The 26336-nt window shown below is 47.6% G+C and carries 21 protein-coding genes; 10 read left to right on the forward strand and 11 right to left on the reverse strand.

Translation table 11 applies throughout. The features are described 5' to 3' along the window. On the reverse strand, window positions 1-1101 hold the full coding sequence (locus ACYVB1_RS07255) for a Nif3-like dinuclear metal center hexameric protein (RefSeq protein ID WP_460922192.1): 1101 nt from the start codon (window positions 1099-1101) through the stop codon (window positions 1-3). Window positions 1102-1176: 75 nt separating this feature from the next. Here ACYVB1_RS07255 and lpxK point away from each other — a divergent pair, with 75 nt between their 5' ends. The 3 genes from lpxK to ACYVB1_RS07270 all read left to right on the forward strand — a co-directional run bounded on the left by lpxK (window position 1177) and on the right by ACYVB1_RS07270 (window position 4906). After that, complete coding sequence (gene lpxK / locus ACYVB1_RS07260) at window positions 1177-2235, forward strand: tetraacyldisaccharide 4'-kinase (RefSeq protein WP_460922194.1); 1059 nt, start codon at window positions 1177-1179, stop codon at window positions 2233-2235. 68 nt (window positions 2236-2303) lie between these two features. After that, window positions 2304-4259: a putative porin gene (locus tag ACYVB1_RS07265; protein WP_460922196.1), complete on the forward strand. Its 1956-nt coding sequence runs from the start codon at window positions 2304-2306 to the stop codon at window positions 4257-4259. 41 nt (window positions 4260-4300) lie between these two features. Further along, window positions 4301-4906: a MiaE family protein gene (locus ACYVB1_RS07270; protein ID WP_460922198.1), complete on the forward strand. Its 606-nt coding sequence runs from the start codon at window positions 4301-4303 to the stop codon at window positions 4904-4906. 110 nt (window positions 4907-5016) lie between these two features. Here ACYVB1_RS07270 and ACYVB1_RS07275 read toward each other — a convergent pair whose 3' ends face one another. After that, a complete protein-coding gene (locus tag ACYVB1_RS07275; protein WP_460922200.1) occupies window positions 5017-6282 on the reverse strand; it encodes an asparagine synthetase B in 1266 nt (421 codons plus the stop codon). Window positions 6283-6415: 133 nt separating this feature from the next. On the opposite strand from ACYVB1_RS07275, the gene ACYVB1_RS07280 reads away from it, so the two are divergent. Continuing rightward, window positions 6416-7657: an ABC transporter permease gene (locus ACYVB1_RS07280; RefSeq protein ID WP_460922202.1), complete on the forward strand. Its 1242-nt coding sequence runs from the start codon at window positions 6416-6418 to the stop codon at window positions 7655-7657. Window positions 7658-7745: 88 nt separating this feature from the next. Here the strand turns inward: ACYVB1_RS07280 and ACYVB1_RS07285 are convergent, their stop codons facing one another. Both ACYVB1_RS07285 and mtaB read right to left on the reverse strand, forming a co-directional pair. After that, window positions 7746-8357, reverse strand: a complete 612-nt coding sequence (locus tag ACYVB1_RS07285) for an OmpH/Skp family outer membrane protein (protein ID WP_460922204.1) — start codon at window positions 8355-8357, stop codon at window positions 7746-7748. Between the two features lie 68 nt (window positions 8358-8425). Beyond that, window positions 8426-9745, reverse strand: coding sequence for a tRNA (N(6)-L-threonylcarbamoyladenosine(37)-C(2))-methylthiotransferase MtaB (mtaB, locus tag ACYVB1_RS07290; RefSeq protein ID WP_460922207.1), 1320 nt, complete (start codon window positions 9743-9745; stop codon window positions 8426-8428). A 651-nt stretch (window positions 9746-10396) separates the two neighbouring features. On the opposite strand from mtaB, the gene ACYVB1_RS07295 reads away from it, so the two are divergent. After that, window positions 10397-12589, forward strand: coding sequence for a glutamine synthetase III family protein (locus ACYVB1_RS07295; protein ID WP_460922209.1), 2193 nt, complete (start codon window positions 10397-10399; stop codon window positions 12587-12589). A gap of 137 nt (window positions 12590-12726) precedes the next feature. On the opposite strand, the gene ACYVB1_RS07300 is transcribed toward ACYVB1_RS07295, so the two are convergent. Then, the gene (locus ACYVB1_RS07300; RefSeq protein ID WP_460922211.1) at window positions 12727-13107 is read right to left on the reverse strand and encodes a hypothetical protein; all 381 of its coding nucleotides are present in this window, start codon (window positions 13105-13107) and stop codon (window positions 12727-12729) included. A gap of 325 nt (window positions 13108-13432) precedes the next feature. Here ACYVB1_RS07300 and ispG point away from each other — a divergent pair, with 325 nt between their 5' ends. The 3 genes from ispG (at window position 13433) to ACYVB1_RS07315 (ending at window position 16658) form a co-directional block, all read left to right on the forward strand. After that, window positions 13433-15406: a (E)-4-hydroxy-3-methylbut-2-enyl-diphosphate synthase gene (ispG, locus tag ACYVB1_RS07305; protein ID WP_460922213.1), complete on the forward strand. Its 1974-nt coding sequence runs from the start codon at window positions 13433-13435 to the stop codon at window positions 15404-15406. 158 nt (window positions 15407-15564) lie between these two features. Then, window positions 15565-15729, forward strand: coding sequence for a DUF6728 family protein (locus tag ACYVB1_RS07310; RefSeq protein WP_460922215.1), 165 nt, complete (start codon window positions 15565-15567; stop codon window positions 15727-15729). 419 nt (window positions 15730-16148) lie between these two features. Then, entirely contained in the window at window positions 16149-16658 is a 510-nt protein-coding gene (locus tag ACYVB1_RS07315) for a MarR family winged helix-turn-helix transcriptional regulator (RefSeq protein WP_460922217.1), read from the forward strand. 165 nt (window positions 16659-16823) lie between these two features. On the opposite strand, the gene leuS is transcribed toward ACYVB1_RS07315, so the two are convergent. Further along, entirely contained in the window at window positions 16824-19595 is a 2772-nt protein-coding gene (leuS, locus tag ACYVB1_RS07320; RefSeq protein ID WP_460922219.1) for a leucine--tRNA ligase, read from the reverse strand. A gap of 223 nt (window positions 19596-19818) precedes the next feature. On the opposite strand from leuS, the gene ACYVB1_RS07325 reads away from it, so the two are divergent. Continuing rightward, entirely contained in the window at window positions 19819-20475 is a 657-nt protein-coding gene (locus ACYVB1_RS07325) for a DsbA family protein (RefSeq protein ID WP_460922221.1), read from the forward strand. A gap of 39 nt (window positions 20476-20514) precedes the next feature. Here the strand turns inward: ACYVB1_RS07325 and ACYVB1_RS07330 are convergent, their stop codons facing one another. After that, window positions 20515-21264, reverse strand: coding sequence for a DUF3291 domain-containing protein (locus ACYVB1_RS07330; protein WP_460922223.1), 750 nt, complete (start codon window positions 21262-21264; stop codon window positions 20515-20517). 181 nt (window positions 21265-21445) lie between these two features. Then, a complete protein-coding gene (locus ACYVB1_RS07335; protein ID WP_460922225.1) occupies window positions 21446-21946 on the reverse strand; it encodes a pyridoxamine 5'-phosphate oxidase family protein in 501 nt (166 codons plus the stop codon). A gap of 143 nt (window positions 21947-22089) precedes the next feature. Between ACYVB1_RS07335 and ACYVB1_RS07340 the strand changes: the two genes are divergently transcribed. Then, the gene (locus ACYVB1_RS07340; protein ID WP_460922227.1) at window positions 22090-22674 is read left to right on the forward strand and encodes an acyl carrier protein phosphodiesterase; all 585 of its coding nucleotides are present in this window, start codon (window positions 22090-22092) and stop codon (window positions 22672-22674) included. 259 nt (window positions 22675-22933) lie between these two features. On the opposite strand, the gene ACYVB1_RS07345 is transcribed toward ACYVB1_RS07340, so the two are convergent. The 3 genes from ACYVB1_RS07345 to ACYVB1_RS07355 form a co-directional block, all read right to left on the reverse strand. After that, window positions 22934-23446, reverse strand: a complete 513-nt coding sequence (locus ACYVB1_RS07345) for an FKBP-type peptidyl-prolyl cis-trans isomerase (RefSeq protein WP_460922229.1) — start codon at window positions 23444-23446, stop codon at window positions 22934-22936. A gap of 148 nt (window positions 23447-23594) precedes the next feature. Beyond that, window positions 23595-25538, reverse strand: a complete 1944-nt coding sequence (locus tag ACYVB1_RS07350; RefSeq protein WP_460922231.1) for an AAA domain-containing protein — start codon at window positions 25536-25538, stop codon at window positions 23595-23597. Window positions 25539-25745: 207 nt separating this feature from the next. After that, complete coding sequence (locus ACYVB1_RS07355; protein WP_460922233.1) at window positions 25746-26318, reverse strand: hypothetical protein; 573 nt, start codon at window positions 26316-26318, stop codon at window positions 25746-25748. Between the last annotated feature and the right edge of the window lie 18 nt (window positions 26319-26336).

Below are 26336 nucleotides of genomic sequence, written 5' to 3' on the forward strand. Positions count from 1 at the left end.
TTAAAAGGTGTATCTGACAGGGTTTGTGTTTACTTCTGATATTAAGACTGCAAAATTAGAGAATATTTTTGAAATTGTGTCATAAAAAATCTCCTTTGTAAATACCTCACTTTCATAGTGCCCGATGTCGGCAATCATTAGCTGGCCTTCGGCATCAAAAAACTCATGGTATTTCACATCGCCCGTTACAAGGGCATCGGCGCCCTGCCGGACAGCGTCTTTTATAAGGAAGCTGCCTGCTCCGCCACATACTGCTACCCGCTTAATCTTCCTGCCGCTTATAGGGGTGTAACGCAGGCCCTGCAGCTGCATTTTCTGCTTAAGGTATGTCAGGAAACTTTCCTCTGTCATTTCATCTTCCAACTCTCCAAGCATGCCAATACCAACTTCCTGGTTCTGGTTTTCGAGGCTGTAAAGGAAATGAGCCACCTCCTCGTAAGGGTGTGCTTTTTTCAGGGCTGCCATAATGCTGCCCTGGAGGTAGGCCGGGAAAATAAGTTCTATCCGGTCTTCCTGCACCTCTTCTGCCTTGCCAGCCTTTCCGATAGCAGGATTGGCATTTTCAGAGGGCATAAAGCGGCCGGTGCCGCTCACCTGGAAGCTGCAGTTGCTGTATTCCCCTATATTGCCGGCACCCGCCTTGTGCAGGGCCTGCAATACTTCTTCCGTATTCTCAACCGGCACAAAGGTGACGAGCTGCATCAGCGTTTGGGGCTTATTCACCAGTATCCGCTGCTGCTGCAGTTCCAGCTTGTCGGCTATTTTGGTGTTTACCCCGTGCAGCACATTGTCGAGGTTGGTGTGGCTGGCGTAAATAGCGATGTTGTTTTGAATCGCTTTTATGATGGTGCGCTCTACATAGTTGCGCCCTGTAAGCTGCTTTAGCCCTTTAAAGATAACCGGGTGGTGGGCCACAACCAGGTTGCAGCCTTTAGCCAGCGCTTCGTCAATCACTTCTTCGGTGCAATCCAGTGTGAGGAGGACGCCTTTTACCTCTGCGTTGGCATCACCTGCCTGCAGACCTGCATTGTCGTAGCTTTCCTGGTATCGGAGGGGAGCCAGGTTTTCGAGTAGGTTCGTTATATCCTTTATTTTTGTCATCGTTTCGTCTTTCGTTCCTGCTTTAGCGCCTTGGCTTTAAAATTAATTCTAATTTTACTCCGCTACATCATAACAATGAAACATTTGAAATTGCTGCTCTGGCCTTTTTCACTCCTTTACAGTGGGATAACAGTAGCGCGAAACTATTTGTACGACAAAGGCACCCTGGCCTCCACCAGCTTTGAACTTCCTGTTATTGCCGTAGGAAACCTGACAGTCGGCGGCACGGGCAAAACCCCACATGTAGAGTATTTGCTCCGCCTGTTGCAAGACTATAAAGTGGCCACCCTCAGCCGGGGGTATAAGCGCCGGAGCAAAGGGTTTATACTTGCAGACAAACAAAGCACGGCAGCGGTGTTAGGAGATGAACCGTTCCAGTACCACCGCGATTTTCCCGGGGTGGCTGTGGCTGTTTCTGAAGATCGGGTAGCGGGAATTCAGAAGCTGCAGCAACTGGTGCCTGATGTAGCGGTAGTGGTGCTCGATGATGCTATGCAGCACAGACCGGTGCAACCTTCCCTGAATCTCCTTATCACAGACTATCTCCGGCCTTTCTATCATGACTTTGTGCTACCGGCCGGCTTGTTACGGGAGCCCAGGCAGGGGGCGGCAAGGGCAGATGCCGTGATTGTGAGCAAATGCCCCCAGAAGCTCACCTTGCAGGAGCAAAGCAAAATAGAAAAGCAGGTACAAAAATATACAGCGCCGGACACACCTGTTTTTTTCTCCACCTTTGTATATGGAGCACCTGTTGGCATCGGATTGCCCGTTGTGCCTTCGGATAAGGTTGTGCTGGTAACGGGAATAGCTAATGCGCAGCCTTTAAAGGATTACCTGGAGGCGGCGGGATTTGAGGTGGTGCAGCACCTGGCTTACCCGGACCACCACCAATACAGTGTGCAGGACCTGCAAAAGCTGAAGCAAATGCTGCTGCAGCCTCAATTTTCGGGGGCAACTATACTAACTACCCGTAAAGACGCCGTTAAACTGGCAGGCCCTGGATTAGGGCAACTTACCAGGCAGCTGCCGGTTTTCTACATTCCCATTGTTGTAAAGTTACTGAGTGAGCAGGAAGTATTTGATGAGTTGGTACTTACGCATGTGAGGCAGTTTCAGAAGCAACCTGGAAGGTAAAAAATGCAGTTCTGTTCCCAGATAATGTGGTAGCATCAGAAATAATATTAATTCGCTAATTTTGCGACGTGAAAAAAAAGATAATTGCCCTTCTTCCTTTTCTTGGTTTGCTTCTCTTAAGCCAGGTGGCGTATTCTCAGATTATAGATGATACTACCAAGCTTTTCTATAGCCCGAAAACGACCCTGCAACTCTACGAGCAGGATGTGCTGAGAGGCCGGTACATAGAGCAGCCAATTGATACTTTGCTGAACAATATTCAGAATGAACGTTACTGGTACAACGACACCTCTTTTTACCAGCATCTGGGCAACACGGGGACTGCTGCGCAGCCACTTTTTTACCATCCGCCACAAAAAATAGGGGTGAGGCTGGGGAAGAACGTCTTTGACCGCTATGCCTACAACCCGGAAAGAATTAACTATTTCAATACCCGTTCCCCTTATACGCACCTCTATTATGTGCAGGGGGCACGGGGAGAACAGGTATTTGAGGGGCTGCATACCCGTAATATTTCTCCCCGCTGGAATGCCGGTGCGGCTTACCAGATTATAACAGCCAACCAGCAGATTGGCCCGGCAGCCGGAGACAGAAGAGCGAGAAGCTTCCTGGATAACCAGGCGATAAAGGTTTTCACGCACTACCGCTCTGAAAATGAGAACTACAGCCTGTTTTTCAATTATACTTTCATGGGGGTGGAGCAGGTGGAAACCGGGGGTATTGTGCCGGATACTGCTGTGCAGCCTGGAAATACACGTCCTGCCATCTTAGAACGATATGAGGAGGCTCCGGTGCAGCTCACGACAGCGCTGAACCAGGAAAGCCGCAGCAATTTTCATGTGCTGCAAATTTACAGGCTGGCCAGGGAGAACCTGAAGGTTTACCATGTTCTGGACTGGAGGAGACAGGAAAACAGGTACGAAGATACCAATCCTGCTACTTACAGAACGGCGCTGGCCTCTTACGTGCAATCCAACAATGGAAAACTGGATGCCGTGTTCAACCTTTACCCGAACTATTACTTTACCAGCAGTCGGACGAATGACATCACCAATTACAAGGAGCTTCAAAACACGTTCGGCGTAACAGGTAACTATAAGCTGTCTTCCTACAATGCTTACGCCAAGTTGCGAAATGCCACCATGGCGTACAGCGTGGAGGCACCGCTTGCTACAGATTCATCCCAATTTGGCACCATAAGTCATCAGGATGCCTTCAACCAGGTGTTAGTTGGAGGCGATATCCGGCTAATCTATAAAAATCTAGCCGAACTTTCCGGAGAGGCAGAGTACCAGATCGGGTCAGATTACCGCATAAAAGGAAGGGCTCGCATCAAAGGAGCTACTGCTACCCTTGAACGTACCTTGTTTTCACCTTCGCGTGTACAGGAATATATGCTGAGCAACCATTTCAGGTGGAACAATGATTTTGAAACATCCGTGACGGATAGAATCGGCTTAGGGTATGAAGGCGCATTTGGAGCCCGGCAATTCGTGAAGCTCAATGCCCACTACACCAACATCAAGCGCCACATTTTCTACAATGAAAGGGCCGTGCCACAGCAGCTAAATGGTAACCAACGCCTGTGGGGTGCTGACCTGTCGCATCACATTCGGTTCGGACCGGTTCATTTCAAAAACATTCTGGCCTATACCAACACAGATGAAGCAGACAAAGTAAGGGTGCCGGGTTTTTTGCTGGAGTCAACTGCCTACATCGAGGGTTACATATTTAAGCAGGCACTTTTTGGCCAGTTGGGTGTGCAGACTACCTACACCTCAAGCTATTATGCTGATGCCTATATGCCCGTTACGCAGCAGTTTTACAACCAAAACAACTTCCTGGTACAAGGCTACCCGGTGGTGGATGTCTTTCTGAACGGTGATATCAAAACGGTTAACTTCTTCCTGAAGATGAGCCATCTTAATTATGATATACTGGAGCCGGTTTATTTTGTAACACCCTATTATCCGGGGATGCGTCGCAGCTTTACTTTCGGTCTGAAGTGGCTGTTTTTTGATTGATTTATATTTACACCTCAAATTACCTGTAATACCTTCATTTTATGTCTACCCAACCCACTAAAACCATACTTCGCTTAGAACTGCCTACTGATCCGCGTTGGGTGAACATAGCGGAGAAGAACATAGAAGAGATACTGGTTGACCACGCCTATTGCGAACAGAAGGCCGCCACGTCTGGTATATCGCTCATCGTGAAATACCCTGACAAAGAAAAGCTGGTGGAAGAGATGACAGACCTGGTGGCAGAGGAGTGGAGCCACTTTGAGCGCGTACTGGCGGAGCTCAAAAAAAGGGGATACAGCCTTGGCCGCAACCGGCCTGATGAGTACGTGGTGCAGCTAAGCAAGCATATCCGGAAAGGCGATAAACGCGAGCGCCAGTTGATGGACCACTTGCTGGTGAATGCCCTGATAGAAGCCCGCAGCTGTGAACGCTTTAAACTCCTCTGGAAAAATATAGCCGACGAAGGCCTGCAGCAGTTTTATTATGAGCTGATGGTGTCAGAGGCGGGGCATTATGTCAGCTTTGTGAAGCTGGCCAAAGAATACATGCCTGCCGATGTTGTAGACGCCCGCCTCAAAGAACTGCTGGCGATAGAAGCCGACATTATCCGTAGCCTGAAACCCCGACACGACCGGATGCACTAGTTCAATCAACATTTTTCATTTAACAAAAAGAGGATCGGCTGAAGATTTACTTTCAGCCGATCCTCTTTTGCATCAAAGCAGGCACAACAACTACTTATTGATACATGATATCACGTCTTCTGCTTTTTCTTTTTGGCAGCCGGGAAGAGGATGTTGTTCAGGATAAGGCGGTAGCCGGGGGAGTTCGGGTGCAACGCCAGGTCGGTAGGATCTTCTCCTACCAGGTGCTGGTAATCCTCCGGATCATGGCCGCCGTAAAAGGTCCAGGTGCCGCGGGCGTAGGTACCATGCATATACCTGATTTCTGACAGCTCGCTGTTTTCTCCCATCACAATTACTTCCGGCTTTACCAGTTTCTTTCTGAATGCTGTTGTCTGCCCCATAAACCCTTTGATGGTTTTGGCATGGTTTTGCGTCAGCATCGTTGGAATCGGGTCCCACTTGGCCGAGAAGGTAAATAACTGGAAGTAATCGTTCGCCTCCGTCACCGGCCGTTCCTGCGGCTGTACGTCGATGTTGGAGTACTCATATTCCAAAGGGTTGCGCGAGATCCGGAAGTCACGGAAGGCGAGTGTTTTTTCAAAGTCCAGTTTCTGCTGTGCCTGTGGGTCTGCTGCGTCGCCATCAAACATCGCTTCTACTATATCCACCCCTTCAGCTGCCAGGGCGATATCGTAGGTATCGGTGGCGGAGCACATGGCAAATAGGAATCCACCTCCGGCACAGAATTCTTTGATGCGCTTCACCACTCCCAGCTTCATTTCTGATACTTTTTTGTAGCCTAGCTTGGCAGCTGATTCCTCTAGCTCACGCTGCTGCTCCTGATACCAGGGATAGTGGCGGTAACTGGCATAAAACTTACCATACTGGCCGGTAAAGTCTTCGTGGTGCAGGTGCAGCCAGTCATACTTCGGCAGTTCACCATTCAGAATTTCTTCGTCATAAATCACGTCGTAAGGAATTTCGGCATAAGTCAGCACCAGTGTAACGGCATCATCCCAGGGCATTTTAGACTTTGGGGAATATACCGCAATTTTAGGCACCTTTTCCAGCTTCATGATGTCCATGTTTGCCTCTGGGTTGCTGATTTCTGTCAGGATGCTGTTGTATTGCGCATCAGAAATAACCTTGTAGCTAACGCCCCGCACAATCAGCTCGTTCTCAAGCGCCGGCGCATGCTGAAAGGCAAAGCTGCCGCCACGGTAATTCAATAACCAATCAACAGAAACGTTTTTACCTAAGGCCCAATAGGCAACGCCGTACGATTTTAGGTGGTCTTTCTGGGTCTCATCCATCGGCAGCAGAATTGTGCTGGCGATAGAAGAAAAAGAAAGTAAAAAAAGCGACAGAATAAGCGTGGTAATACGGAAAAACATGCGGTTCGTCTTTAAAAAATGGCTTAATGTATAATTGTGTCTTTTATTTCATAAAATGACACTAACTTAGAAGCAGCGCCTTTATAAATATACATAACGTAAAATAGTAACAAAGCGCACATCTTCCAAGCACATGAATCTGATAGAAAATATAATGGAAGGCCTCCGGTCGATACAGGGCAACCTGCTTCGGACAATTTTAACCGGCCTGATCATCGCCATCGGTATCATGTCTCTAGTTGGAATCTTAACGGCTGTAGACAGCATGAAACACTCTCTGACGCAGACCTTTTCGAACCTGGGCGCAAATTCTTTTGATATTCGCCGTGCCGGCATGAACAACAGGGGCAGACACCAGGGACGCACAGAGAAAGTGTATCCGGCTATTACCTACCAACAGGCTGTCATGTACAAGGAGCAGATGCCGGCAGATGCCCGTGTCAGCCTTTCGGCCCATATTTCCGGGGCAACGGTGGTAAAAAGCGCCACAGAGAAAACGAATCCGAACATCAACATTGTGGCCGGCGACGAAAACTACATGCTCAACAATAATTTGAACCTGGCGAAGGGCCGTGATTTTTCAATGTTTGAGCATGAGCAGGGCGTGAATGTAGCGATAGTGGGGGATGAAATTGTAAGCACCTTGTTTAAAAACAGGGAAGCTATTGGCCAGGATATCACTTTCCTGGGGCGGCGTTTTAAGATTGTGGGGCAACTGGAGAAGGAGGGAAGCAGTATGGGGGGCAGTGGAGACCGCCGTATCATTATTCCGCTGGAGACGGGCCGCCAGATTCCGCGTGCAGGGCAGGAGACACTAAACTATAACATTAAAACCGCCATCTACAGAGCGGATGAACTAAATTACGTGATGGGAGAGGCAACCGGCTTAATGCGAAAGATCAGGCAGGATGCACTGGGGCAGGAGGATTCTTTTGAGATCAGGAGAAGTGACTCGCTGGTGCAGCGCCTTGATGAAATTTCCGGTTACCTGAAAATAGGAGGGTTCCTGATTGGCTTTATTACACTGCTGGGTGCCTCTGTCGGGTTGATGAACATCATGATGGTGTCGGTAAACGAGCGTACCCGTGAAATTGGCGTGCGGAAGGCTTTGGGGGCTACCGCTTTTCAGATACGCCAGCAGTTTCTGATAGAAGCTGTCGTGATCTGTATATTGGGCGGCTTTGTGGGCGTGATGCTCGGAATTATAATGGGCAACGGCATTGCTTCCCTGATTGGTGAGGGAGGGTTTATTGTACCCTGGTTTTGGGTATTCGTGGGGATGGCCATCTGTGTGATAGTGGGAGTCGTATCCGGATACTATCCTGCCTTCAAAGCCTCCAAGCTTGACCCGATAGAGTCGCTCCGGTACGAGTAGCAAAAAAAGATGTCAACCAATAGCATTAAAAAAGCCCGCTGCTTTACCAGGCAGCGGGCTTTCTCTTTTGAAAACAGAATGGGTGCTTTTATTTTTTAGTGGCAGTTGTGTCAGCTGCTGCTTTCTCGTTTGTGTAAGCCTCGTTCAGGGCATTTACTACTTCAGTGGTAATATCACGGGAAGGGTCGCTGTAAAGAATAGCGCTGTTGCCGCGAGAGTAGGTTAATACCATCTCATAGCCTTTTTCTTCACTGAGCTTGCGGAGGAATTCCTCCACGCGGTCGTAGATTTTCTTCATCTCTTCAGACTCTTCACCAGCCAGTTCGTTGCCGGCAGTTTGCTGCAACTGCTGCAGTTGCTGCTGCTTTTGCTGCAGGCGCTGCTCTGTTTGCGCTCTTTGCTGTTCGCTCATGTTCTGGCCAGTCTGCTGATATCTTTCAACTTCTTTCTGGAATGCTTCTGCCTGGGAGCGAAGGTTCTGCTCCGCTTTCTGGCCTTTGCCTTGCAGGCGGGTGCGCACATCCTTAAAATACTCGTAATTCGTTAGAAGCGAATCAGAGTTAACGTACACGATGTCTGGAGTAGTACCGGCTTCGCGGGTAGCGGTTGTGTTTACTCCCTCTACTTTAGGCGCTTCTGTGCAGGCTCCCAGGAAGGAAGTAGCCATTGCCAAGCCTAAGGAAATCTTTAGAACTTTCACTATTTCTTTAGTTTTGATTTGTTGAAAGAATTATCAGTTTAAATATAATACTAAACTTAACCAATTACCTAATGCTTTAGCACTTCCTGGTAAGTTTCTTCGGCCTCCATTAACCCGGAAGCATTCAGCTGGGTCAGTCGCACGTGTTTCGTCTCATTCACCAGTACCGGGTCATACTTCACGGCCACGCGCACATAGTTTTCTGTCCAGCCCTCCATCATGCCGTCTTTCACATCGTCTTCGAACAGCACATTAAACTCACTGTTTATATTCTGCTCATAGAAAGCACGCTTCTTTTTCTCAGAAAGGATGCGGAGCATATCAGCCCGGCGGTTGCGGTCTTTGTTGCTTACCTTTCCCTCCAATTCAGGAGCAAGTGTATTTTCCCGCTCAGAGTAGGGGAATACGTGCAGGTAACTTACATCCAGTTCATTCAGAAAATTATAAGTTTCCAGGAAGTCTTCCTCTGTTTCGCCCGGGAATCCGACAATCACATCGACCCCGATGCAGCAGTGCGGCATCAAGTTCTTGATTTTAGCAACGCGGTCGGCATATAGCTCACGCTGGTAACGCCGGCGCATCAGCTTTAGTATTTTGTTTGATCCAGACTGCAGCGGCACATGGAAGTGAGGCATAAAGCGCTGGCTCTGCGCCACAAACCCGATGATTTCGTCTTTTAGCAGGTTGGGCTCTATGGAAGAGATGCGAAAACGCTCTATGCCCTCCACTTTGTCCAGTTCCTGTACCAGCTCATAAAAAGTTTCTACCCGCTTGCCATCCTGCAAACCGAAGTCACCGGTATTTACACCGGTCAGCACAATCTCCTTTACCCCCGATTCGGCAATCTCATTGGCCGAGCGAACTACATTGGCGATACTGTCAGAGCGGCTGTTGCCCCTGGCAAGCGGAATAGTACAGAAGGAGCAGGAATAATCGCAACCGTCCTGAACCTTCAGGAAGGTGCGGGTACGGTCTCCAAAAGAGTAGGAATTGTGAAAGGTATTAGCCTCGGAAATGGGACTGGCAAAGATTTCCGCTTTGTCCTTTTTCTCGAAAGTCTCGAGTATGTCTACTAACTGAAATTTTTCGGCAGCGCCTAATACAGCATCCACGCCGGGAATCTCAGAGATTTCTTTGGGTTTCAGCTGCGCATAACAGCCTACTATCGTAATAAAGGCATTAGGAGAATGCTTCAGCGCCTCCTTCACAATTTTCCTACACTTCTTGTCCGCATTGTCCGTGACAGAGCACGTGTTGATGACATAGATATCAGGCGTATCCGTGAATTCCACCTTCTCAAAACCGCGCTCCTGGAAAATACGACCAATGGTGCTGGTTTCAGAATAGTTAAGCTTACAACCTAAGGTATAAAATGCTACTTTTTTCATAATCAGGCTGCAAAGGTAATCATTTTCTATCTTATCCCCGCAATCAGAATCCTAAAAGTGTGGATTGTAATAGGTTGAAAGCTAAAGGTTTGAGTACTTGAGTTAGTTGAAGGCAGACGTAGTTCTTAAAGTTTTGAATCATTGCGCTAACAACAGGACATGCTCTTCAGCCGCAGTGGCTCATTTGGGCTCCTGTGTTGAAGCGCATAATCTTTCTTTCCAGAGGGGTAACCTGCATAGCTGTTTCTTTTACTGCTTTGGCCTTTTTGATAAGGCTACCTTAGACTGATACTCATACAACACAGTATCGCTGCATTGATAACAATTTCTCAATCAAACAGCGGATATTTTGAGACTCGTTTAATGACGAAGTTAATCTGTTATAACAGAGGATAATGTTTCAGCTGTTTTGATAAAATAATGTAATCTAACAGGTTATGAGCCATCTCTAAAACAGGAGGGTTAAGTATTTTAAAGGGTGTTTTCGATAATAATGGTAGTTTTTTTTCTGATCACTGTCGAATTTAAGGCAGGTATGAAGATTTGTGGGCCAAAATTCATCAAACCCCCTTTATTTTTTATAGATAAGTTTGGAAAATGTTTTTTCTGCCTATATTTGCTGCACCTAAAAACAAATTACTCTCATAACCCATGGCAACACTACGATTTAAAGCGTTGGATCTGGTAAACCAGCGCAAAACAGGTGATGTAACCTTACCTTCAAAAGACATTTCCACTTATTATGGCGAGAATGTGTTCGGCTTTGATGCTATGCGAGCCACCATGTCGTCGGATAATTTCAAACGCCTGCGCCGCATTATAGAAGCTGGCGAAAAAGTGGACCGCAACCTGGCAGACGCTGTTGCGGCTGCCATGAAGTCCTGGGCCATGAACAAGGGGGCCACTCATTATACACACTGGTTCCAGCCACTAACTGGTACAACTGCTGAGAAGCACGACTCTTTCTTTGACCTTACTTCTGATGGTGACGCTATTGAAGCTTTTAAAGGAAGCGCGCTGGTACAGCAGGAGCCGGATGCTTCTTCTTTCCCAAGCGGCGGTATCCGAAACACTTTTGAGGCCCGTGGCTACACGGCCTGGGATCCTTCTTCTCCAGCATTCGTTATCGAGGGTACAAACTCTAAAACACTGTGCATCCCGACAATCTTCGTTTCTTATACCGGCGAAGCACTGGACTACAAAACGCCATTGCTGAAGTCTCTGAAGTTTCTGAATGATGCGGCTGTACCGGTTTGCCAGTACTTTGACAAGGACGTTTATAAAGTTATTACTACCCTTGGAATTGAGCAGGAGTACTTCCTTGTAGACAAGGCGCTGTATGCTGCCCGCCCTGACCTGGTAATGACGGGCCGGACTTTGTTCGGACATGCTCCTGCTAAAGGCCAGCAGCTGGAAGATCATTATTTTGGCTCTATCCCGAGCCGTGTGCATGCCTACATGGTAGATTTCGAGAAAGCAGCACACAGACTGGGTATTCCACTTCGTACGCGCCATAATGAGGTAGCTCCAGGACAGTTTGAGTGTGCTCCAACTTTTGAGGATGCCAGCCTTGCTGCTGACCACAACCAGTTGCTAATGGATATAATGGATCGCGTGGCTGACCGTCATGGGTTCAAAGTGCTACTGCACGAGAAGCCTTTTAAAGGTGTAAATGGTAGCGGCAAGCACAACAACTGGGCAATGAGCACGAACACAGGCGTGAACCTTCTTGCCCCAGGTAAAAAGCCAAAAGAAAACCTGCAGTTCCTGACCTTCTTCATCAACACTATCAAAGCAGTACATAAGCATGCAGATTTGCTTCGTGCCAGCATTGCTTCTGCAAACAACGACCACCGTCTTGGAGCAAATGAGGCTCCTCCGGCTATCATGTCTGTTTTTGTGGGCCAGCAGTTGACGGCAGTTCTGGATGAACTGGAGCGTACTGCCAAAATACCAATGGAGAAAGGCGACAATATGTACCTGAAGCTGGGTATCGACCGTATCCCTGAGGTTCTACTGGACAATACAGACCGTAACCGTACTTCTCCATTTGCCTTCACGGGTAATAAGTTCGAGTTCCGTGCAGTTGGTTCTTCTGCCAACGTGTCAAATCCAATGACTGTTCTGAACACCATTGTAGCTGATCAGCTACTGGAATTCAGAAAGTCTGTTGATGAACTGATAGATGGTCAGGGCATGAAGAAGGAGATTGCCATTATTCAGGTACTGCGTGAGTATGTGGTAGACTCTAAAGCCGTTCGCTTCGAGGGTAACGGATATTCTCAGGAGTGGGAAGAAGAGGCTGAGCGCCGTGGTTTGTCAAACGTAAAAACTACGCCGCGCGCCCTGGACGTGTACCATAACAAAGAAGTACAAGAGTTATTTAGCAGAAACGGTATCTTAACAGAGATAGAACTGAATGCCCGTCATGAGATTCTTCTGGAAGAGTACATCAAAAAGATTCAGATTGAAGCTCGCGTATTGGGCGACCTGGCTGTTAACCACGTTATTCCTACGGCCATTGCTTATCAGAACAAGTTGATCAACAACGTGCGTGGTCTGAAAGAACTTGGCCTGGAAGATGAGTATACCGCCACTACGATTGACGCTATCAAGAAGATGTCCCGTCACATCACCACTATCCAAAAGAATGTGGATGAAATGATTGAACATCGTAAAATAGCCAACAAGATTGAAGAGGCTCGTGAGCGTGCTATTTACTATCAGGAGACAATATTCCCGTATTTTGACACAATCCGTTACAGCGTTGATAAGCTTGAATTGATGGTGGATGATGAGGATTGGCCACTGGTGAAATACCGTGAACTGATGTTCAACAGATAATATTTTCTTGTTTCATAAACAGCAAAGGCACCTTTAATGGGTGCCTTTGCTGTTTTAACGGTATGAAAGAACAGCCATACTTCACGTACCTATGTAGGTAAGCATAAGGTAACACTGACTTCTTTAGTGATTTAAAACTACTGCTTTACCTTATGCACCAGTTGCCCTGCTACTTTGGCAAGAATAAGCGGCAGCAACACGACCACCAGCCCGGCGGCTATTACCTTCCGCAGGCCTAGCCGTATAATCAGTTTGGAAACAACACTATCCCGCAGCTCTTCCAGCAGGAATTTGCCGGCTGTTGTCATTGGCTTTCCCCGGAGCACTTCCTGTACCTCTTTCCAGTTCCCGCGCTCAATCTGCCGCTTCAGGAACTCCGACACCGTGTCTTTTGTCACTGAAACAGCTTCTGTTAGCTGTTCCTGCCGAAGTCTGCTCCAGGCCAGCAGGGCGTTCATTTTCTGCGGCGCGTCTTTTGGCAGGAAATTACGCATATGTATCATGTTCTGTATATTCATCTGATTAGGCATAATGGTGTTTTCATTTTATTTCTTATAAAAGCCGCACGCTTTTGGGTGCCTGCTCAGAGCAAACCCTGTAATTACCTGTAATCATATAGATTTCTACCATTACGGAGTTAGCGGAAAACAGAACCTCCACACATTTTTTTGCATCGCCTTTTGAGCGCGCACTGTCCATAATTATGAGCGCGCCCTTCTCTTTTCCTGAAGCTAGTGACGTTACGGGTGCGATATAAAGATAATGCTTATAATTTTACGTAATTTGCCTTTGAACAAAGCAAGTATAACTTTAGTTAAAGAGACAAGCTGACGCATTTCCTTTATGAACAAATCTTATTGCCCTAGCCTCACAACATATAAACGCAGAAAAACCCGCGTGGTGCACATTGGCGGTCTGCCGATGGGTGGTGATTACCCTATCCGGGTGCAGTCGATGACAACCGTTGACACCATGGACACTATGGGTTCTGTGGAGCAATGTATCCGCATGATTGAGGCGGGCTGTGAATATATCCGGATTACAGCGCCAAGTATAAAAGAGGCTGAGAACCTGAAGAACATCAAAGAGGAGCTGAGCAGGCGGGGTTATAATGTACCCCTCATTGCTGACATACACTTTACACCTAATGCTGCGGAGGTAGCAGCTCGCATCGTGGAAAAGGTGCGTGTGAACCCGGGAAACTATGCCGATAAAAAGAAGTTCCAGGTAATTGAATATGACGATGCTTCCTACCAGGCAGAACTGGACCGAATCAGAGAGCGCTTTTTGCCGCTTGTTCGTATCTGCAAGGAGCACGGAACTGCCATGCGCATCGGTACAAACCATGGCTCTTTGTCTGACCGTATCCTGAGCCGCTACGGCGATACCCCGCTGGGCATGGTAGAAAGTGCACTGGAGTTCCTTCGTATCTGCGAAGACGAGGGCTATTATAACATTGTCATTTCCATGAAAGCTTCCAACACACAGGTGATGGTGCAGGCTTATCGCTTGCTTGTGCAGAAGCTGGAGGAGGAGAACATGCAGCCTTACCCGCTTCACCTGGGCGTAACGGAGGCAGGAGAGGCGGAAGATGGCCGAATCAAATCTGCTGTTGGAATAGGTACCTTACTGGAAGATGGCTTGGGTGACACTGTCCGTGTTTCGTTGACGGAGGCACCCGAGGCAGAAGCTCCGGTGGCAAAAGCTCTGATTGACCGCTATACTCATCGTGCGGAGAAAGCTTCACCGCTGAAACCGATATGCCATGTTCCTTTCAACCCCTTCCAGTACCAACGCCGCGAAACAACGGAGGTCGAGAACCTGGGTGGGACGAATGTGCCCCGCGTGGTGGCTGACCTGAGCCGCCTGACAGCGGTACAGTATGCTGACCTGAAGTGTGTGGGGCATTTGTACTCCATGCTGCTCGACAAGTTTAATATGAATGACCTTGGGGCAGACTTTATTTATACCGGAGACAGTCCCATCAGCTTTATGCTGCCGAATGGCCTGAAGGAAATCGTGAATTATGATGCCTGGCTGACGGCGGAAGAAAGAGAAGACCGACATCCCTTGCTGCAGGCAGCACAATACAGAAGCAATACAGAACGCCATGCTAAACTAAATTTCGTTTTACTTTCTATCAGTGACCTCACAAAAGAGGTCCTGGATAGATTGAAGGAGGATACCACGGCGGTGCTGATGCTACAGACAGACAATGAGCATGCCATGCCGGAACTGCGCAAATGCTTCTTCCGCCTCATGAACAATGATATCAAAAACCCCTGCATCATCAAGCGGTCCTATGGCCAGCTGACAGCTGATGAAGTCCAGTTATATGCTGCTACAGATGTGGGAGGCTTGCTGATAGATGGATTAGGCGATGGTATCATGCTCGGCACTGAACTACTCCCTGAGCAGGAAAAAGAGGAGTGGCTGAGAACAATTGGGCAGTTCAATAGCCTGAGCTTTGGCATTTTACAGGCAGCCCGTACCCGCATGAGCAAAACGGAGTACATCAGCTGCCCAAGCTGTGGCCGCACTTTGTTTGACCTACAGGAAACAACTGCCATGATTCGCAAACGTACCGACCACTTGAAAGGTGTGAAGATCGGAATTATGGGCTGTATTGTAAACGGCCCGGGCGAAATGGCTGATGCAGATTATGGCTATGTGGGCGTTGGAAAAGATAAAATTGCCCTTTACCGCGGGCAGAATGTGATAAAAAAAGCAGTGCCCGCCGATCGTGCCGTTGATGAACTTATTGAACTGATACGGGAGGATGATAAGTGGATAGAACCTGTGCGGTTAGAGGAATAAACCCCCTGACCAGCAGGAGTAAAACAGGTGTAATTAGTTTGCTTCATTCGTGTTTCAAAGCAATCTTTTTGCATCGGTTTATGTTTATTTTATAGTAGCGCAGGGACTATAAACCAGCAGTTGCGTTACTGGTTTTTAACAATTATAGAGATAAAAACATGAAGGGATTATTTGATTTCTCTGAGGTAGCAACCTACTTCTTCCGCAAAAAAAATCCGAACCGCAAGTCTAACTTTAACCTGCGCGCCATGCACACTATCAACAAGATTTCCATGCTGATGTTCCTGGCGTGTATTATATACTTCATCATTACGCACTGGTAACAGTGCATATAGAGGATTTCAGAACCAATTACCAGTTTATCACATGATCAAGCTGCACTGGAAAACTGTATTGCCAGAAGCAGGGCTGCCTGAGCCAGTTGCTTCGTAGCTGGATAGTTGATTCTTGCCAGCTTGTTAGGCAAATCTAACTGGTTAGGCAAAGAAAGAGATGGGTTTAACAATAGATATATGGAGGAAGGCCGCTGTAAAGCAGCCTTCCTTTTTTTACTGCGTTCCGGTAATGGATGAGCAAAAGAGTGTTATATTTTTTTATGTAGGTACATCTCTAAAACGGGCGTTTATGGGAAGGGAGAAGCGATAATCTACTTATTCTTCATTTTTTTATGAAAGAAGAACCCAAAAAAGGATGATTTTTCAAACTTTTTAATTATACTTGATAAACTCACCTGATAACACGTATGATTTTAGAGAACGAAATTGGCATCGCCTCCTTTCGGAATGAATGGCAGAAAGCTAGCATCAGCATACTGTACACCTATGGTTTCCTATCAAATTGCTATGAAACCTTTCATAAAAGTCATGGCCTTACCACGCAGCAGTACAATGCGCTTCGTATTTTAAGGGACCAGTATCCTAAACCTGTTTCCACCTCTTTTCTTCGCGAAAAAATGCTGGATAAAATGTCAGATGCCTCACGTCTTGTGAGCCGGCTTGGCGCGAAGGGTTTAGTGGAAGTAACGCAAAACGCTGCAGATAAGCGTTTGGTTAATATTGTAATCTCGGAAGAAGGACAAAAGGTGATAGGAGATATGGATAAAGATTTACACCAGTTAGACAACTTAATGAAAGGGATTACGGAGGATGAAGCAAAGACTTTGGTAGAACTGCTTTACAAAGTAAGAGAATCATTGAAAACAGCGGATGAAAGGATTGCTGCTGCAACAGAACAAGTTAACGCAGAAGCTTAAATAACGCATACTACAAAGGTGTTGTTAGAAGTGTTGTCTTCTAACAACACCTTTTTGTTTCTGCTGTTTTTGAGTCAGGCATTGCAACCACCCTTATCTAAAAAGTAAAGCCGCTAAGCTGGGGAGCTTAACGGCTTCGAAAATCAGTTGGTAAAACGGTGATGTTTATACCACCACGTTGATAATTTTGTTTGGCACAATGATGATTTTCTTTGGAGATTTACCTTCCATAAACTTCAGTACCTGTTCATCTTTCACAACCTCTTTTTCCATTTCTTCCCGTGGCGTGTCCAGCGCAAAAGTCATTTTTGCACGCATTTTACCATTGATGGATACCGGGTATTCAAAAGTGCTTTCCACCAGGTAATCTTCTTTCCACTGTGGGAACGATTCATAAGTGATGCTCTCGCTATGTCCCAGTTTTTCCCAGAGTTCTTCTGTGATGTGGGGTGCATAAGGAGACAGAGTAATGGTGAGAGGCTCCAAGATAGCACGCTTGTTCGTCTTCAGCTGCGTCAGTTCATTTACGCAAATCATGAAGGTGGAAACAGAAGTGTTAAAAGAGAAGCGCTCAATATCTTCCTCTACCTTGCGGATGGTTTTGTGTAGCGACTTCAGCTCCTCAGCAGTTGGTGCGTCATCTGATACTGCAAAATTGCCGGCGTTGTCGTGGAAGAGCTTCCAGAAACGCTTCAGGAACTTATTTACTCCATCCATGCCATTGGTGTTCCAGGGCTTAAACTGCTCCAGCGGCCCCAGAAACATCTCATACATCCGCAGTGTATCTGCACCCTGGCGCTCTACAATGTCGTCCGGGTTTACCACGTTGTACTTCGACTTCGACATTTTCTCTATCTCTACACCGCAAACATATTTGCCATCTTCCAGTATAAATTCTGCTGTTTCGTATTCAGAGCGCCACTTCTTAAATGCATCCAGATCCAGCACATCGTTGTCTACAATATTCACGTCCACATGCAGGGCAGTAGTGTCATACTGATCTTTCAAGCCATGCGACACAAAGGTGTTGCTGTCTTTAACACGGTACACAAAGTTTGACCGGCCCTGGATCATTCCCTGGTTGATCAGTTTCTTAAACGGCTCCTCCTCCACAACAAAGCCCATGTCGAACAGGAACTTATTCCAGAAGCGGGAGTAGAGGAGGTGGCCGGTGGCATGCTCTGATCCACCTATGTACAGGTCTACATCACGCCAGTACCTGATGATATCTTTGTCGGCAAACGCCTCCTCGTTTTTAGGGTCCATGTAGCGGTACCAGTACCAGCTGGAACCAGCCCAGCCCGGCATGGTGCTCAGTTCGTATGGGTACTGGTTCTCATACTTCCAGTCTACGGCACGACCTAGTGGGGGCTCCCCGGTTTCAGTTGGAAGGTAAGCATCAATCTTTGGCAGCTCTAGCGGCAGATCGCTTTCTTTCAGCAGTTGCGGCACCCCGTCTTTGAAATAAACAGGTACAGGCTCCCCCCAGTAACGCTGGCGGCTGAACACAGCATCACGCATCCTGTAGTTGACCTTGCTTTTGCCAATGCCGTTGTCTTCCAGGTACTTTACCAGCACAGGCAGCGCTTCCTGGTACGTCATGCCGTTAATCATTCCAGAGTTAACATACCGCCCTTCCTTGGTCGCATCAGCCTGTGTTTCCAGCTCTTTCTGAGCATCTGAAACCTGCACAATAGGCAGGTCGAAATGCCTGGCGAAGTTCCAGTCGCGCTGGTCACCGGACGGTACAGCCATCACAGCTCCGGTGCCATAACCGGCCAGAACATAATCAGCAATGTAAACAGGTATCTTTTCGTTGTTGTAGGGGTTAACAGCATATGCTCCCGTGAAGGCACCGGAAATAGTCTTTACGTCCGTCATACGCTCCCGCTCCGAACGGTTCTTGGCTACATTCACATAATCTTCTACCGTTTTGCGCTGCTCTTCCGTTGTAATCTGATCTACCAGTTCGTGCTCAGGAGCCAGCACCAGAAATGTGACACCGTAAACAGTGTCAAGGCGGGTGGTAAACACTTTTATTTTCTTATCGCTGTTTTCCAGCGGGAAAGACATGATGGCTCCAACAGACTTACCTATCCAGTTGCGCTGCATTTCTTTCACAGGCTCCGGCCAGTCTATATCTTGCAGGCCCTGCAGCAACCGCTCAGCATAGGCTGTAATACGCATCATCCACTGCCGCATAAGCTTGCGCTCAACCGGGTACCCCCCTCGTTCTGATACACCACCCACTACCTCATCGTTAGCCAGTACTGTCCCCAGGGCAGGGCACCAGTTTACAACAGCTTCCGCCACAAAAGTCAGCCGGTACCTTAACAGCATCTCCGACTGTTCCTGCTCGCTCATCTGCTTCCACTCTTCAGCTGAAAAAGCAGGTGTTTCTTCATCGCAGGCAGCATTGACGTGTTTATTTCCGTGCTGCTCAAACGCTTTAACTAGTTCTTCAATCGGCTCAGCTTTGTCGGTGTTGTGGTTATAATAGCTGTTAAACAGCTGCATAAATATCCACTGCGTCCATTTATAATAGCTGGGGTCAGAGGTGCGTATCTCCAGATCCCAATCGTAAGAAAAGCCCAGGTTCTTGAGTTGCTCCACATACCGTTGAATATTCTGTTCTGTGGTGATGGCAGGATGCTGACCTGTTTGGATGGCATATTGCTCCGCCGGAAGGCCAAAGGAGTCAAAGCCCATCGGGTGCAGCACATTGTGGCCCGTCAGGCGCTTGTAACGGCTCACAATATCAGAGGCAATATAACCGAGTGGGTGTCCCACGTGCAGACCGGCACCAGACGGATAGGGGAACATATCCATGGCGTAGTACTTTGGTTTGTTGCTGTTGGCAGTGGCTTTGAAGGTGTGGTTCTCTTCCCAGTAACGCTGCCACTTTTTCTCAATTTGATTGAAATTATACTCTGACATTGTTTATTTCTGTGTTCGTTGGATCTCTATTAAACTGCTAAGATAATTGTTTAATCTCTTAATTGTTGAATGGCTGCATTGCTAATTGCGCAGTAAGTCCGGAATCTTATGCCAAATGCATAATTGGTATCTGTTTAACTTGTCATACCTGGATGCTGCACTACCTGCAGAGCAGTTTACCCGTTTCACAAATTAGCATACCTTTGTAAAAATTTAGAAGACGATGGAGAAGAAACACGACCTGCTCGACATTCTGCACCTGATTTATGTCATGGACCCGATGTGCTCGTGGTGCTATGGCTTTGCACCCGTTATAAAGCTCCTTGTGAAGGAGCAGGAAGACAACATGCAGTTTAAACTGGTAATGGGTGGCTTAAGGCCAGGCACTGAACAGCCACTGGATGAGCAGATGAAGGAATCTATTAAACACCATTGGCAGGATGTAGAGAAGGTATCTGGCCAGCCTATTGACTATGGCTTTTTTGATCGGGAAGGATTTGTGTATGACACAGAACCTGGCTGCCGCGCTGTAGTCACAGCCCGTTACATAAAGCCGGAAATAGAGTTTGAAATGGCGGAAGAAGTGCAAAAAGCATTTTATGCCCTGAACCAGGATATTACGAAGGCTGAGGTGCTGGCTGCTATTGCAGGAAAATTTAATATAGAAGCAGATGATTTTCTTGAAAGATTCAACTCGGAGGAGATGAAGGAAAAGACACAACAGGATTTCGTCATAGCCCGGCATTTACAGGCAAACGCATTCCCGAGTCTGTACCTGCTTAACGGCACTAACATTCATTTACTTAGCCGTGGCTACCGTACCTATGAAGGCATGGCTGCCCATTTAAATAAGGCCCTGGAGAAAATAAACCAGCAATAACAGGAGATGCCTTTTTCTTGTTTGCTGGCAGAACCTGGCTTAGGAAGAAGGGCTTTCTGCTTGTAAAACTCCTTTCACCGGATCTGTGCCATTCCAGGTGCCCAGGGAGCCGACAGGTTTGAAGCGGGCAAAAAGTTCTTCGCTATACCACTTCTCAGCCCTCGTGCGCCGCATAACCTCCTGGTGCTGCGGGTCTTTGTAAGCATACTGCCTCATTGCATCCACCGACTCCCAGACACTAAATGTAGCCTGGCGAATAAAGGGCAGTTCTCCCAGGCCAATAGAGCAGAGCAGGCCTTCTGCCTGATCCAGTGCAGCACTGGTACGCAACCCAAATTTAACAAAGTTTGGTAGCCGCCGCAGGTTGATACTCGCCCGGGTTAGAACGGCAACAGGGCCATCTGTATATTTTTCTGATAAAGCAGGAGCAAAAGGTTCCTTTCCATCCCACAGGCCGTGCGACTGGTAGGGCAGCAGTTTGATAGTCCAGCTTTCATTTATGTGTGGCCGGTACTCCTGCATTAGGTCTGAGTGTTGTAAAAAGGCGTCTGCAGCGACTTCATTTTCCCAGGTACACATGAGTCCATAGCGCCTGAAATCTGGCTTCAAGCTAAAGCCTTTGCCTTGCCCACTGCCTAATAGTTTGTAGAACCGCAGACCCGGTACTTTGTCCAGTTTAGCACCGGAAGTGCCCATTTGCGCTAAGCCCCAGCGTCCGTGTCCACTCCGGATGCCGAAGAGGGTGAGGGTGGTTAACCTGGCAGAAGGTGTATGAGATATTTGGGTCAAAGCTCCTGGTGTATCTGATGTACAGGGTTAAAGATAAATTTTTATGCGCGATGTTCAGCTGTAGCGGAGTATAAAATTATGAAGGATGCTATGTAAAGAAAAACACCTGCCAGACAAGAATGTTCAGCAGGTGCTTTTTATACCTTATTGCAGCGCCTCTAACAAAGAGGCGTTTCTGTATTTACATGTTTATCTTTTTGTTTTCGCCGGCGTCAGGTCTTTCTCCTGTGATAGCGGCTTTTACTGCACCATAAAGGTGTACCACCGCGCTGTTAGGAGCATCCCAATACTCCGCTTTATCTATTGTAACTTTAATCAAGCCGATGTTTGGGTCGTCTTTTCCCTCAGGAAACCAGGTGGTCATAAACGGATTCCACAGTTCCTCAATTTTCTGTTTGTCACGCAGTACTCTTGCTGTGCCGGAAACAGATACATACAGTTCGTCACTCGGTTTGGCATAGCTTAAGTTCACATGCGAGTCGTGTGCAATTTCATGGGACTTACCTGACTCATAGCCGGTAAAAAACCAAATTTCACCGTCTGCTTTCGTTTCCATGGCGCGCATGGGGCGGCTGCGCAGGCAACCGTCATCGTCCATTGTCGTCATCATGGCTACTTTGATATCTTTAATTAAATCTACCAGTTTCTCCAGGTTTTGCTTTGTATTTAAGTCGTTATTCATAGTTTTACATGTTCGGTTTAGTCTTAGATTACGGGTAGCAGCGCCTAGGGTTTATTCATGCAGACTGCCGGAAGAAGCCCAAGTCAGGCGCTAAAACATTAAGAGCAGCTGTTTGTTGTTTCTATTTGCCCTAAGTTTCTCTATTGAATTTTTTAGCACATATCTATTTATCCGGAGAGGATGAGGCCCTGCTGATAGGCAACTTTATAGCTGATTCTGTAAAGGGAAAGCAGGTGGAATTATATAGCCCCGGCATAGCCAAAGGCATCCGGCTGCACCGGCTGATCGATGCTTATACAGATACGCATCCCATCGTAGCGGAAAGTAAAGCCCGTTTACGGCCAAAGTACCGCAAGTTTGCCCCGGTTGTTGCCGATATATACTACGACCATTTTCTTGCTGCTCAGTTCGAGCAGTATGCACAACAACCGCTGTCGGTTTATGCGCAGGAGGTTTATACGCTTATACAACAGCACTACAGCATGCTGCCTGCCCGCGTGCAGCACCTTTTTAAATACATGCAGCAGCAAAATTGGCTTTTGTCTTATGCGCAGCTGGAAGGTATAACGCAGGCCCTCACGGGTATGAGCCGCCGGGCAAAATTTGAATCGGGTATGGAGACTGCAGGGGAGGAGCTGCAGGAAAATTATACTTTCTACGCGGCTGAATTTGATGCTTTTTTCCCGGAGCTGGTGCAGTTTGTGGAGGAGGTGAAGGGAAATTTGTGAGAGTAGTGCAGGAACAGCTTTTTGCAGACAGACTAACTATTCAGAGGCTACCGTATGGTGCTTAATATACGCCTTTCCGGAAGTTGGTAAAAGGGAGGGAAATCGGGGAGAGCGATAAAGGGTATATCCTCAGGAGCTGGAAACCAGGAGGAGCGGAGCTGCAAACTTCCATTATTGGCTTCAGCATGTTGTTATTTAAACATAAACAAAAAAAGGAGCAACCTTTCTGCTGCTCCTTTTCTACTTGATCTATCTTTTCCTAATGGTGGTGTCCGCCCGGCCCATGTACATGCCCGTGGTCCAGTTCCTCTGGTGTGGCATCCCGTACATCCTGTACTTTGCCTTTGAAAAACAAATCTTTGCCAGCCAAAGGATGGTTAAAATCCATTGTAACGGTATCTTCTTTAACTTCCTGCACACGACCCTGCAGCTGGTTGCCTTCACTGTCTGCCATCGGGATATAATTGCCTTCTTCCAGCATGTCGTTAGGAACAGAGCCATCCACTTCAAAAACATTTTTAGGTAGTTCTACCACGGCTTCCTGGTTGTATTCGCCATAACCGTCCTCTGTTTCCAGTTTAAAGTCAAAGCTGTCGCCCTTGCTAAGTCCTTGCAGGCTATCTTCAAACTGATCAGGTAAACCACTCATGCCGTAGATAAACACCATAGGCTGTTCTTCGGTGGCTGTTTCTATAAGGCTTTGCTCCCCGTTCTCGTCCAGTATCCGGAGCTCGTAGGTGAGCGTGACCACTTTGTTTTGTTCAATCTTCATGCTGTATCGTTTGAAGGTTATCGAAGTGAATATCTTAAAGTTAAGATTTATGGGTTAGAATGCCATAAAAACAGGTATAAAATACCTAACCCGTAAAATACCTATCTTCTTTTACCTTTCTGTTAACAATTTTGTTGTTTTCTCTGCCCTAAGGCATACACTCGGTCAGCTCCCAGGCGCTGCGGTAGGAGTTAATACTTTCTACGTACGTAAGAAACGCGGCATAGTACGGGTGCTGGCTTAGCGTGGCACTGTCGCCTACAATAACCAGCTTTTTCTTTGCCCGCGTCATCGCTACGTTCATGCGCCGGATATCCGCCAGAAAGCCGATCTCACCTGTTTCGTTGCTGCGGGTCATGCTGATGTAAATGATGTCCCGTTCCTGCCCCTGGAAACTATCTACCGTACCTACAGACAATAGCCGCTTCTGCTTCAGTTCATGCAAATCCGGCATATGCTCCACACGGTCCTGCAGGTAGTTGATCTGGGCACGGTAAGGCGCTATCACGCCAATGCGCAAAGGCTCGCTTTCATCTTCAGCAGGTGCATAATCCTTTAGCAGCAGCGACAGGTGGTTAAGCATCAGGTTGGCCTCATCGGGGTTAGCAGAACTGGCGCTCTCCGGCGTTTCCACCTCATTGTAGCCACAACCCGCTGTATCTATAAACTCTACCGCCATGCCTTCCGGAAATTGCGGGTCAAACTGGTGCAGGTCGCTGTGGCTGACACTCTCATGCGCCTCCAGTTCTCCCTTGTAAAACTGCTGGTTCGAGAACTCCATGATGTTGTGGTGCATGCGATACTGTGTTTTCAGCATGACCGATACCTCTGGCTGGCGCTCCACACATTTCTCGAACAGCGATTTACCCAAGCCTCCTTTTTCTGCTTCAAACGATTTTACGGTAGGCGGTAACTGGCAGTGATCGCCAGCCAATACTACCCGCTTTGCCCGGCTAATAGGAATCCAACAGGCCGGCTCCAGGGCCTGTGCGGCCTCATCGATGAACACCGTTTCGTACTCGAGATGGCGAATGGCCTTGTTTGCAGCACCCACCAGCGTACACGTTATCACCTGCACGCTGTTCAGCAGGTCTTCTGTGATGTACTCTTCCACGCGATCTGCCTCGTCCAGCAGACGCTTGCTCTCAGACTTGAAAAACTGGCGTTGTGCCCGCTCCTCATAGCCGAACTTGCGCTTATACTGGCCAGCCATGCGCTTGTATTCTTCAGCGGTCTTGCGGTAATCTTTCAGGCTCTTATAGGAGCGATGCTCCATAATCTGGGCATCCAGCGTATGCTCCAGCAGCACGTCTGACACACGCGAGGGGTTACCAATGCGTATAACATTCACACCCTCCAGTGCCAGCTTCTCTGTCAGCAAGTCTACAGCAGTGTTAGAGGGAGCAGTAACCAGCAATCGCTTTTGTGTTTCCAGCGTCTTCAGGATAGCCTGCACCAGGGTGGTGGTTTTACCCGTTCCCGGAGGACCGTGTATAATGGCCACGTCCTTTGCCTGCACAATTTTGCGCACCGCGTCGTTCTGTGATGGGTTCAGAGAAGGAATATCCTGCATCTGCTCTTCGGTAAACCGGGGGGCGGCCTCACCCAGAAGAATATCACGCAGCTCAGCCAGACGGGTCTTGTAAGCTTCTATTGTCTTTTTCATTGCGATTTCCATCTCGCGGTAGCTCATCTCATCAAAGGTGAGGTCTATCCCGAGGCGGCCATCATCTATCCAGTCCGGTAAATCTTCTTTGTTGGTGGCCAAAAGTACTTTGTTGCGCTTCAGGCCAACTATCACCCCATTCAGGCTCTGGCGCTCTCCCTGGTTAGTGAACAAAGCCGCAGACTTACCTGTCTGAAACAGGTGCAACTGGTCGCGATCCTTTGTTCGCTCCAGTTCCAGCACGACCTTATTGCCAAAGCCTATTTCTTCTTTTGTTATCGTAACCGGATACCAGCAAAAGCCCATTTCCTTGCGTTCTGCAATGGTGCTTTTCATACTCTTGATTTTGTATTGCTGGCGATCCTCTTCCTGTTCTATCTTCAGCAGTTCCTGTACCTGCTTCAGTTCATATAATATTTCGCTCATGTATATCAAAAAAAGGCTGGTGTTTATGCTCCAGCCTTTTGTATTTTTAAATTTATTTTACCAGGCTTTGTATATTTGAACTATCAAGCCCGGGCTGTACCAACTTTACCTGCAGCAGGAATATAACAATACTAACACTTCTAAAAATTCCTGAATAAAGGGCAAATGCGTTAAAAGACAGAAATTTAAAGTTACTGATACCCAAATTTATTTTGCTGCTTTCTTTTTACGTGGTTTTGCAGGCGTACGGTTCAGCCGCACCTGCAGGAACAGGGCGTACAGCAGCAAAATAAAAGAAGCTACTGCCAGCACGGATATTACTTTGTCTTTACCGTAGCGCAGGTTTGAAGATTCAGCCACCTGTGCTTCCAGGTCTTTTATGGTGCGCTCCCGCTTTTTGATGTTTGTTTCAAGGGTTCTGATCTGGCTTTGCAGTTCAGCTATCTGCGCACTGACTATGCGCTGGTCCTGTTGCGTTATCTTGCCTTCGCGCTTTATCTCTACGGTGCTTTCCGCCACTTTCCGGATACTCGCCTCTTTGATGGCGGCAATCAGCTCGGAATCTTTGTTGATGATTTTTTTCAGAGTCTCAATAATACTGAGCAGATCATTCTTCGACTTCTTCCCCCAGAAGTTACTGTTTTGCTGATTATAGAAATGGTATTCCAGCACCAGCTGTTCCCGTTCACTCATCAGCTCCGTCAGCTTATCCTGATTCTGGGCCTGTGCACCTGCAAACCAGAGGCAGAGTACGGCCATTGCCATTAATCTTTTCATCATCGCTCCTAAACTTTACAC

It is taken from the genome of Pontibacter brevis (genome assembly GCF_054779655.1).

Bases quoted from the DNA above. Each gene is read 5' to 3' on its own strand.
- ACYVB1_RS07255 (WP_460922192.1), bottom strand. From the start codon at position 1,101: ATGACAAAAATAAAGGATATAACGAACCTACTCGAAAACCTGGCTCCC.
- lpxK (WP_460922194.1), top strand. From the start codon at position 1,177: ATGAAACATTTGAAATTGCTGCTCTGGCCTTTTTCACTCCTTTACAGT.
- ACYVB1_RS07270 (WP_460922198.1), top strand. From the start codon at position 4,301: ATGTCTACCCAACCCACTAAAACCATACTTCGCTTAGAACTGCCTACT.
- ACYVB1_RS07275 (WP_460922200.1), bottom strand. From the start codon at position 6,282: ATGTTTTTCCGTATTACCACGCTTATTCTGTCGCTTTTTTTACTTTCT.
- ACYVB1_RS07280 (WP_460922202.1), top strand. From the start codon at position 6,416: ATGAATCTGATAGAAAATATAATGGAAGGCCTCCGGTCGATACAGGGC.
- mtaB (WP_460922207.1), bottom strand. From the start codon at position 9,745: ATGAAAAAAGTAGCATTTTATACCTTAGGTTGTAAGCTTAACTATTCT.
- ACYVB1_RS07295 (WP_460922209.1), top strand. From the start codon at position 10,397: ATGGCAACACTACGATTTAAAGCGTTGGATCTGGTAAACCAGCGCAAA.
- ACYVB1_RS07300 (WP_460922211.1), bottom strand. From the start codon at position 13,107: ATGAATATACAGAACATGATACATATGCGTAATTTCCTGCCAAAAGAC.
- ispG (WP_460922213.1), top strand. From the start codon at position 13,433: ATGAACAAATCTTATTGCCCTAGCCTCACAACATATAAACGCAGAAAA.
- ACYVB1_RS07310 (WP_460922215.1), top strand. From the start codon at position 15,565: ATGAAGGGATTATTTGATTTCTCTGAGGTAGCAACCTACTTCTTCCGC.
- ACYVB1_RS07315 (WP_460922217.1), top strand. From the start codon at position 16,149: ATGATTTTAGAGAACGAAATTGGCATCGCCTCCTTTCGGAATGAATGG.
- leuS (WP_460922219.1), bottom strand. From the start codon at position 19,595: ATGTCAGAGTATAATTTCAATCAAATTGAGAAAAAGTGGCAGCGTTAC.
- ACYVB1_RS07325 (WP_460922221.1), top strand. From the start codon at position 19,819: ATGGAGAAGAAACACGACCTGCTCGACATTCTGCACCTGATTTATGTC.
- ACYVB1_RS07335 (WP_460922225.1), bottom strand. From the start codon at position 21,946: ATGAATAACGACTTAAATACAAAGCAAAACCTGGAGAAACTGGTAGAT.
- ACYVB1_RS07345 (WP_460922229.1), bottom strand. From the start codon at position 23,446: ATGAAGATTGAACAAAACAAAGTGGTCACGCTCACCTACGAGCTCCGG.
- ACYVB1_RS07350 (WP_460922231.1), bottom strand. From the start codon at position 25,538: ATGAGCGAAATATTATATGAACTGAAGCAGGTACAGGAACTGCTGAAG.
- ACYVB1_RS07355 (WP_460922233.1), bottom strand. From the start codon at position 26,318: ATGATGAAAAGATTAATGGCAATGGCCGTACTCTGCCTCTGGTTTGCA.